The organism is Streptomyces sp. SID12501 (assembly GCF_010550245.1).
Classification (GTDB): domain Bacteria; phylum Actinomycetota; class Actinomycetes; order Streptomycetales; family Streptomycetaceae; genus Streptomyces.
The window spans coordinates 107,006-116,165 of sequence record NZ_JAAGLU010000036.1 but is presented as its reverse complement, the minus strand read 5'-3'; the positions used below and the strand labels follow the sequence as shown (position 1 = coordinate 116,165).

Genomic DNA, 9,160 nt, shown 5'->3' with positions numbered 1-9,160 from the left:
CAGCCTTGAACTCCGGCGTGAACGAACGGCGAGGCCGAGGCTTCTTCTTCCCCATGCTCTCCATGATGGACATCTTCCCGGGGCAGAACCCCTGATCTCGAATGTCCGTCAAAGCGGATCAAGCCCATCCGGAACTTGACCGCCCGAAGACGGATCCGGTCCCAGCGGGTGGGCTTGCGGTGGCGACCCATGGGCGCCCCCTTCCGCGACGCCGCCCATAGACCCGGTAGGCGGTTTGCTGGAACTCGGGCCGGGCCCCGACGGGCGGGGGTCCGGAACCATGTCCTGGAAGGGGGCGCTCCCGAGATCTGGAGCGCCGACACACACGCTAGCGCCCGCGACTCCCCTGACCAGCCCATATGTACTGCGAACACAACCACGCGCCCGCATCCCGCACCACGCGCCCCCACGCCGGACAGCCAAAAGGGGGCCGGTCACCTCGGCAGGTGACCGGCCCCCTTTTCAGGCCCCAAGTTCCGTCCTACGGGCTACCGCTGATGCACCGAGTCCGCCACCGCGACCTCGACGCGCTGGAACTCCTTGAGGTCGCTGTAGCCGGTGGTGGCCATGGCTCGGCGCAGGGCGCCGAAGAAGTTCATCGACCCGTCGGGGATGTGCGAGGGGCCCATGAGGACCTCCTCGATCGTGCCGACCGTGCCGAGGTCGACCTTCTTGCCGCGCGGCAATTCCTCGTTGACGGCCTCCATGCCCCAGTGGTGGCCCTTGCCGGGCGCGTCCGTGGCGCGGGCCAGCGGGGAGCCCATCATCACGGCGTCGGCGCCGCAGGCGATGGCCTTGGGGAGGTCGCCGGACCATCCGACGCCACCGTCGGCGATGACGTGCACGTACCGGCCGCCGGACTCGTCCATGTAGTCGCGGCGGGCGGCGGCCACATCGGCGACCGAGGTGGCCATCGGGACCCGGATGCCGAGCACGTTGCGCGTGGTGTGCGCGGCGCCGCCGCCGAAGCCGACGAGCACGCCGGCCGCACCGGTGCGCATCAGGTGCAGGGCCGCGGTGTACGTGGCGCAGCCACCGACGATCACCGGGACGTCCAGCTCGTAGATGAACTGCTTCAGGTTCAGCGGTTCGGCGGCACCGGAGACGTGCTCCGCGGAGACCGTCGTACCGCGGATGACGAAGATGTCCACGCCCGCGTCGACGACGGCCTTGGAGAACTGGGCCGTGCGCTGCGGGGAGAGCGCGGCGGCGGTGACCACGCCCGAGTCGCGCACCTCCTTGATGCGCGCGCCGATCAGCTCCTCCTTGATGGGAGCCGCGTAGATCTCCTGGAGGCGGCGCGTCGCGGTGTCCACGTCCAGCTCGGCGATCTCGTCGAGCAACGGCTGCGGATCCTCGTACCGCGTCCAGAGGCCTTCGAGGTTCAGGACGCCGAGGCCGCCCAGCTCGCCGATGCGGATCGCGGTGGCCGGAGAGACGATTGAGTCCATGGGTGCCGCCAGGAAGGGCAGCTCGAAGCGGTAGGCGTCGATCTGCCAGGCGATCGAGACCTCCTTCGGGTCGCGCGTACGACGGCTAGGGACGACGGCGATGTCGTCGAAGGCGTACGCCCTACGGCCGCGCTTGCCGCGCCCGATCTCGATCTCAGTCACGTGTGTGGCCTTTCCATCCTTGGTTCTGCGCCTCCCAGTATCCCCGACGGGCACGACGAAGGCGGTCCCGGAGTACCTCCGGGACCGCCCCTCGCACGTCCGGCTACTGCTCGCGCCTACTTACGGCTGTAGTTGGGCGCCTCGACCGTCATCTGGATGTCGTGCGGGTGGCTCTCCTTGAGACCCGCCGACGTGATGCGGACGAAGCGGCCCTTGGTCTCCATCTCACCGACGGTGGCCGCGCCCACGTACCCCATCGTCTGGCGCAGACCGCCGACGAGCTGGTGCAGCACGTTGGCCAGCGGACCGCGGTAGGGCACCTGGCCCTCGATGCCCTCGGGGACGAGCTTGTCGTCGGAGCCGACGTCGGCCTGGAAGTAGCGGTCCTTGGAGTACGACTTCCCCTGGCCGCGCGACTGCATGGCGCCCAGCGAGCCCATACCGCGGTACGACTTGAACTGCTTGCCGTTGATGAACTGCAGCTCGCCCGGGGACTCCTCGCAGCCCGCCAGCAGGCTGCCCAGCATCACGGAGTCGGCACCGGCGGCCAGCGCCTTGCCGATGTCGCCGGAGTACTGGAGGCCACCGTCGCCGATCACCGGGATACCGGCGACACGGGCCGCGAGGGCAGCCTCGTAGATGGCCGTTACCTGCGGTACGCCGATGCCGGCGACCACGCGAGTGGTGCAGATGGAGCCGGGGCCGACGCCGACCTTGATGCCGTCGACGCCCGCGTCGATCAGGGCCTGGGCACCGTCACGCGTGGCGATGTTGCCACCGATCACGTCGACGTGGATGCTCGACTTGATCTTCGACATCCAGCTCAGGGCGTTGCTGTTGTGCCCGTGCGAGGTGTCGACGACCAGGAAGTCCACGCCCGCCTCGGCGAGTCCCTGGGCGCGCTCCAGTGCCTCGGGGCTGGCGCCGACGGCCGCGCCGACCAGCAGCCGGCCCTCGGAGTCCTTGGCGGCGCTCGGATACTTCTCGGCCTTGACGAAGTCCTTGACCGTGATCAGGCCCTTGAGAAGACCGGAGTCGTCGACCAGGGGAAGCTTCTCGATCTTGTGGCGGCGCAGCAGCTCCATGGCCTCGGTGCCGGAGATACCGACCTTGCCGGTGACCAGCGGCATCGGCGTCATGACCTCGCGGACCTGACGTGAGCGGTCGGTCTCGAAGGCCATGTCGCGGTTGGTGACGATGCCGAGGAGCTTGCCGTTGCCGTCCGTCACCGGGACGCCGCTGATGCGGAACTTGGCACACAGCGCGTCGGCCTCGCCCAGCGTCGCGTCCGGGTTCACCGTGATCGGGTCGGTGACCATGCCGGACTCGGAGCGCTTCACGAGGTCGACCTGGTTGACCTGGTCCTCGATGGAGAGGTTGCGGTGCAGCACGCCCACGCCGCCCTGCCGGGCCATGGCGATCGCCATGCGCGACTCGGTCACCTTGTCCATCGCCGCGGAGAGCAGCGGGATGTTGACGCGGACGTTGCGGGAGATGAGGGACGAGGTGTCGACAGCGTTGGGCAGCACTTCGGATGCGCCCGGCAGCAGCAGCACGTCGTCGTAGGTCAGCCCGAGTGTCGCGAATTTGGCGGGCACTCCGTCGACGTTCGCAGTCATGACACCTTCCCCAAAGCCTTGATCGGTGCGGATGTCCATGCTAACGGGAAGCACGGGTCCCGAATTCCACGGTGCGAGCCGCCCCGGGGCTTCGTACGTTCGTACGGAGTCGTCTGTTCGTACGGAGTCGGTGCTCCGGCCGTTCACACAGGCCCAGGAAAAGGGAGTCAGTCGACCGTGGGGCCTTACTGCTCCGCCAGTGCCCGCAGCCGGTTCAACGCGCGATGCTGGGCCACACGCACCGCGCCGGGTGACATTCCCAACATCTGGCCCGTCTCCTCCGCCGTGAGGCCCACCGCGATGCGCAGCAGGAGAAGTTCGCGCTGGTTCTCCGGGAGGTTGGCCATGAGTTTCTTGGCCCATTCGGCGTCACTGCTGAGGAGAGCGCGTTCCTCCGGGCCCAGGGAGTCGTCGGGGCGTTCCGGCATCTCGTCCGAGGGGACCGCCGTCGAACCCGGGTGGCGCATCGCGGCGCGCTGGAGGTCGGCGACCTTGTGCGCGGCGATAGCGAAGACAAACGCCTCGAACGGGCGTCCGGTGTCACGGTAGCGCGGCAGGGCCAGGAGTACGGCGACACAGACCTCCTGCGCCAGGTCCTCCACGAAGTGCCGCGCGTCGCCCGGCAGCCGGGACAGCCGGGTGCGGCAGTAGCGCAGGGCGAGGGGGTGGACATGGGCGAGCAGGTCATGCGTTGCCTGCTCGTCCCCGTCGACGGCACGGTGGACGAGACCACCAATCACCCCATGGGCATAAGCCGCCTCGTCGTCACGCATCGGACCATGGTGCCTTGGCGCCGCTCTCTCCGTGGCACCGCGTCCGTTGTTGTGCACCGAAGCGTTATGAGCAGGTGCGCCGGAACTCATCTCCTGCGCCCTCCCCTTCCGCTCGACCGACTTGTCCCCGAGGAACTCCACACCTCAAGGATGCGGCATCCGCGCCGAAACGAGGAGCGGGCACCCGGCGGGCCGTTTCGCGACCCCCGCCCACCTTGCGGTGGACGGGGACTTCTCCGCCCCCGGTGAGGTCCACTTAACGGACCAGACCCCACCGGAAACCGAGCGCCACCGCGTGCGCCCGGTCCGAGGCGCCGAGCTTCTTGAACAGGCGCCTGGCGTGCGTCTTCACCGTGTCCTCGGAGAGGAACAGTTCGCGTCCGATCTCCGCGTTCGACCGGCCGTGGCTCATGCCTTCCAGGACCTGGATCTCGCGCGCGGTGAGCGTGGGCGCGGCGCCCATCTCGGCCGAGCGCAGCCGGCGCGGCGCGAGCCGCCAGGTCGGGTCGGCCAGCGCGTGCGTCACCGTGGCCCGCAGTTCGGCGCGCGAGGCGTCCTTGTGCAGATAGCCGCGGGCACCGGCGGCGACGGCGAGCGCCACGCCGTCCAGGTCCTCGGCGACGGTGAGCATGATGATGCGTGCTCCGGGGTCGGCGGACAACAGCCGCCGGACCGTCTCGACGCCGCCCAGACCGGGCATGCGTACGTCCATCAGAATCAGGTCCGAACGGTCGGCACCCCAACGGCGGAGGACTTCCTCGCCGTTGGCCGCCGTGGTCACGCGCTCGACACCGGGCACGGTCGCGACCGCGCGGCGGAGCGCCTCTCGGGCAAGCGGGGAGTCGTCGCAGACGAGGACGGATGTCATGGCCGCCCTCCGCAGCTGATGCGCGTCACCTTGAGCCTCCAGGCTGGTACTTATCGTCACCTGTGCGGTTGACGCTCGACCGAATTTCCCGGCAGTGGGTACTGCCGCCCGTTCGAGCGCTTGTCCCTCCAACCGCCTCGCACTCTCAACGATGGTCACTCGAAAGAGTTACGGGGCTGTGTGTCGTCTTCGGCACTCTACGTGAGGGCCCGCACACGGTGCAGACATGCACAACAGACCCTCAAGCTTTCAACACAACCTATGCCCCATTCAGACGTTTTTCTTCCCTTTTATTGGTGTCTGAGGCTAGATTCGCAATGAGTCATATTTTCATCTCCTTAGATCGTAGTTGTACGGTCAGGGGCACCAATACAGCCCAGAACGGCAACAAGGGGACACGCAATGGCAGATTTCTCCCGCCTTCCCGGTCCGAACGCGGACCTCTGGGACTGGCAGCTCCTCGCGGCCTGCCGCGGGGTCGACAGCTCGCTCTTCTTCCACCCGGAAGGAGAGCGCGGTGCGGCACGGAGCGCTCGCGAGAACTCGGCCAAGGAGGTCTGCATGAGATGCCCGGTCCGCGCGCAGTGCGCGGCGCACGCACTGGCGGTGCGTGAGCCCTACGGCGTGTGGGGCGGGTTGACCGAGGACGAACGCGAAGAGCTGATGGGACGGGCGCGCAACCGGCTGGTGTCGGCGTCGGCCGGTGGCGGGCACCTCGGTTCGAACAACTGAAGGAACGTTTCTTCCAAGGCCGGCGCGCCTCAGGTTCGCGTCGCCGCCCGCGCCAACTGCTCCAGCGTCGCCGCCACCGCCGGCACCTGCGCCAGGTCGGGCAGGGTCAGCGCGACGATCTCCCGCCGTACCGCCGGTTCCAGCGTCACCGTGCGCGCACCCCGCGGCCGTACGGACTCGATGGCGAGCTGGGGCAGGACCGCCACGCCCAGTCCCGCGCTCACCAGGCCGATCACCGCGGGGTAGTCGTCGGTGGCGAAGTCGATACGAGGGGTGAAGCCCGCGCTCTCGCAGGCCTCGACGAGCTGGCCACGGCAGCGCGGGCAGCCGGCGATCCACGACTCGGCGGCGAGTTCGCCGAGGGCGACCGACTCGGCGCGGGACAACCGGTGACCTTCGGGTACGAGGCCGACGAGCCGGTCGGTGAGTAGGGGGCGGACCACCAGGTCGTCCCACTCGCCGGCGCCGGCCGCGCTCTCGTACCGGAAGGCGAGGGCCACGTCGCAGTCGCCCTGGCGCAACATTTCGACGGAGTGCGGGGGTTCGGCCTCCTCCAGGGAGACCCGGGTGCCGGGGTGGGCGGCGCGCAGGGCGGCGAGGGCCGTCGGGACGAGGGTGGAGCTGCCGCTGGGGAAGGAGACCAGCCGGACCCGCCCCGCCCGCAGACCGGCGATCGCGGCGACCTCCTCCTCCGCCGCCGTGAGGCCCGAGAGGATGCCGGCCGCGTGTCGCACCAGGGCTTCGCCCGCCTGGGTCAGACGCATCTCTCGCCCGCTGCGGATGAGCAGCGGGGTGCCGACCGAGGCTTCGAGCGCCTTCATCTGCTGGCTCACGGCGGGCTGGGTGCAGCCCAGTTCGCGGCCCGCCGCCGAGAAGGAGCCGGTGGTGGCCACAGCGCGCAGGACACGGAGATGACGGGCTTCGATCATTTTTCGATCATAAGTGAAGCTTGGGGATGTTGGCGAATAACGCGTCGACACTTTGGGCATGAGTGACTTAGCGTGTGGTCGTGGTCATTGATCTGAATGTGGTGTCGAAGTGACGAGTACGGGGGCGAGTGCCGTGATGAAGGTGCTGTCGGTGAACGTGGGTCGTGCGCGGTCCGTGCCGTACACGGATCATCCGCAGGGCACCGCTATCGACAAGCGGCCGGTGGACGGGCCGGTCCGGATCTCGGCGCCCGGGCCCAAGGGAATCGGCGGCAGCGGTCTGGCCGGGGACTCGGTGTGTTCCAAGCAGCATCACGGCGGCGACGAACAGGCGGTGTACGCGGTCGCGCGCGAGGATCTCGACGAATGGGAGCGCGAGTTGGGCCGCCCGCTGCGCGACGGGATGTTCGGCGAGAACGTCACCACCCGGGGCCTCGACGTGTCCGGCGCGCTGATCGGCGAGCGCTGGCTGATCGGTTCCGAGGTGGTCCTCGAGGTCACCAGCGGGCGTATCCCCTGCGTGACGTTTCAGGGCCATCTGGGTGAGAAAAAGTGGGTGAAACGGTTCACGGAGCGGGGTGCGCCGGGCGCCTATCTGCGAGTGATCGAGCCGGGCGCGATACGGGCGGGCGACTCGGTCGACATCGTGCACCGGCCGGACCACGACGTGACGGTCGCCCTGTACTTCCGGGCGCTGACGACCGAGCGGGCACTGCTGCCACGGCTGCTCACGGCCGGTGCGGCGCTGCATTCGGAGGCGGCGACCACGGTTCGCGAGTATGTGAAGAAGTACGGCTGACGGACGGGGACGGTACGGCTGCTGACAAGGGATTGCGTGAAGGCCCCGCCCGGGGCCTTCACGATCGGGAGGGAGCGTGCAGGGGGCGGACGAGCACGGTCGGGGTCACTAATCTTGCGCCATGACAACGGCTCTGATTACGGGATCGACCGCGGGAATCGGCGCCGCGTTCGCGCGGCGGCTGGCGGCCGACGGCCACAACCTCGTCCTGGTGGCGCGCGACGCCAAGCGGCTCGGCGAGCAGGCGACCGAACTGCACGACCGGCACGGCATCGAGGCGGAGGTGCTGAGCGCCGACCTCGCGACGGACGTCGGCATCGAGGCGGTGGCCGATCGCCTCGGCGACCGCAAGAACCCCGTCGACCTGCTGGTCAACAACGCCGGCTTCGGCAACAAGGGCCGCTATCTCGACGTGTCGATGGCGGACGAACTGAGGATGCTCAAGGTGCACTGCGAGGCGGTGCTGCGGCTGACCGGTGCGGCGGCCGAGGCCATGCGGGAGCGAGGGCGTGGGGGTGTCGTCAATGTGGCGTCCGTCGCCGCCTTCGTGCCGCGGGGTACGTACGGGGCGTCGAAGGCGTGGGTCGTGCAGTTCACTCAGGGCGCGGCGAAGGACCTGGCGGGGAGCGGGGTGCGGCTGATGGCGCTGGCTCCCGGTTTCGTGCGCACGGAGTTCCACGAGCGAGCCGGGATGGGGACCGACAACATCCCGAACTGGATGTGGCTGGACGCGGACAAGCTGGTCGCGTCGGCGCTCGCCGATCTGGCCCGGGGCAAGTCCCTGTCGATTCCCGACCCGCGCTACAAGGCGCTGATGGGAGTGGTGAAGGTGACGCCCAGGGCGCTGCTGGGCGGGATCTCGTCGAAGACGGGGCGCAAGTACGGGCCTCAGTGACGCCTGTACGGCCTCTCCCGGTGTTGGTGGAAGAGGTGGTGCCGCGCCTCCGGTGGGAGTATGGATAGAGGTACCGGACCCAGGGGGGCCGGAGGCGGCGCCATGACATTCGTACAGCTGATTGACTGCAGAACCAGTCGGTTCGACGAGATGAACCGGCTGATGGACTCCTGGGTCGAACAGACCAGGGGGAAGCGGAGCGCGACGCACACGCTGGTCGGCAAGGATCTCTCGGACTCGTCGCACTTCGTCGAGATCGTGGAGTTCCCGTCGTACGAGGAGGCGATGCGGAACTCGAACCTTCCCGAGACCGACAGGATCTCGCGGGAGATGGCCGCTCTGTGCGACGGGATGCCGACGTTCACGGATCTGGACGTGGTGCGGGACGAGCAGTTGTGCGCGGACACCGCGCGGCGGTTCTTCGAGGTGATCGCCACCCATGGTGAACTGCCCCCGCTCAACGACCTGTTCGTGGAGAGTTACCACGACCACGACCCGTCCAACGAGCAGGATGTCGTCGGGCTGGACGCGGCCCGGCGCGAGATGCAGATGTGGCGCGAGGGCTTCGACTTCGCGTTCACGGTGCACGAGCAGATCGCCCAGGGCGACCGGGTCTGCACCCGCTGGATGTGGAACGGGACACAGCGGGGCGAATTCCTCGGGATTCCCAGCAGCGGCAGGAAGGTCTCGATGACCGGCACGACCATCCACCGGTTCGACACGGACGGGAAGATCGTCGAGGGCTGGTGGGAGTACGACCGGCTGGGGCTGATGGGTCAGCTCGGGGTGCTGGACTCGTTGGAGCAGTAGAGAGCAGCAGAGGGGCAGAGCAGTTGGGGTGCGTGCGTACGGGGATCATCTGACCGCCCGCGAAGGGAGAAACCCCCCGTTCCAGCCAGGAACGGGGGGTTTCTTCGTGCTGCGTGAGCCGT

General features: G+C 68.6%; 9 protein-coding genes. 4 read left to right on the top strand and 5 right to left on the bottom strand.

Annotation, left to right across the window (positions count from 1 at the left end; translation table 11 throughout):
• Positions 1-488: 488 nt before the first annotated feature.
• The 4 genes from G3I71_RS35070 to G3I71_RS35055 all read right to left on the bottom strand — a co-directional run bounded on the left by G3I71_RS35070 (position 489) and on the right by G3I71_RS35055 (position 4,873).
• Positions 489-1,613 carry a GuaB3 family IMP dehydrogenase-related protein gene (locus G3I71_RS35070; RefSeq protein ID WP_164321157.1) on the bottom strand — a complete coding sequence of 375 codons (1,125 nt, stop codon included), beginning with the start codon at positions 1,611-1,613 and terminating at the stop codon, positions 489-491.
• Between the two features lie 116 nt (positions 1,614-1,729).
• The gene (gene guaB / locus G3I71_RS35065) at positions 1,730-3,232 is read right to left on the bottom strand and encodes an IMP dehydrogenase (protein ID WP_164321156.1); all 1,503 of its coding nucleotides are present in this window, start codon (positions 3,230-3,232) and stop codon (positions 1,730-1,732) included.
• Between the two features lie 185 nt (positions 3,233-3,417).
• On the bottom strand, positions 3,418-4,005 hold the full coding sequence (locus G3I71_RS35060; RefSeq protein WP_164321154.1) for a sigma-70 family RNA polymerase sigma factor: 588 nt from the start codon (positions 4,003-4,005) through the stop codon (positions 3,418-3,420).
• Positions 4,006-4,261: 256 nt separating this feature from the next.
• A complete protein-coding gene (locus tag G3I71_RS35055; RefSeq protein ID WP_164321152.1) occupies positions 4,262-4,873 on the bottom strand; it encodes a response regulator transcription factor in 612 nt (203 codons plus the stop codon).
• A 402-nt stretch (positions 4,874-5,275) separates the two neighbouring features.
• On the opposite strand from G3I71_RS35055, the gene G3I71_RS35050 reads away from it, so the two are divergent.
• Complete coding sequence (locus G3I71_RS35050) at positions 5,276-5,605, top strand: WhiB family transcriptional regulator (RefSeq protein ID WP_164321150.1); 330 nt, start codon at positions 5,276-5,278, stop codon at positions 5,603-5,605.
• Between the two features lie 29 nt (positions 5,606-5,634).
• Here the strand turns inward: G3I71_RS35050 and G3I71_RS35045 are convergent, their stop codons facing one another.
• Positions 5,635-6,534: a LysR family transcriptional regulator gene (locus G3I71_RS35045; RefSeq protein ID WP_164321148.1), complete on the bottom strand. Its 900-nt coding sequence runs from the start codon at positions 6,532-6,534 to the stop codon at positions 5,635-5,637.
• A 136-nt stretch (positions 6,535-6,670) separates the two neighbouring features.
• Between G3I71_RS35045 and G3I71_RS35040 the strand changes: the two genes are divergently transcribed.
• From G3I71_RS35040 to G3I71_RS35030, 3 genes are all read left to right on the top strand, one after another.
• A complete protein-coding gene (locus tag G3I71_RS35040) occupies positions 6,671-7,333 on the top strand; it encodes an MOSC domain-containing protein (protein WP_164321178.1) in 663 nt (220 codons plus the stop codon).
• A 121-nt stretch (positions 7,334-7,454) separates the two neighbouring features.
• Entirely contained in the window at positions 7,455-8,228 is a 774-nt protein-coding gene (locus tag G3I71_RS35035; protein WP_164321146.1) for an SDR family oxidoreductase, read from the top strand.
• Between the two features lie 102 nt (positions 8,229-8,330).
• The gene (locus G3I71_RS35030) at positions 8,331-9,038 is read left to right on the top strand and encodes an ester cyclase (RefSeq protein WP_164321144.1); all 708 of its coding nucleotides are present in this window, start codon (positions 8,331-8,333) and stop codon (positions 9,036-9,038) included.
• Positions 9,039-9,160 lie beyond the last annotated feature (122 nt).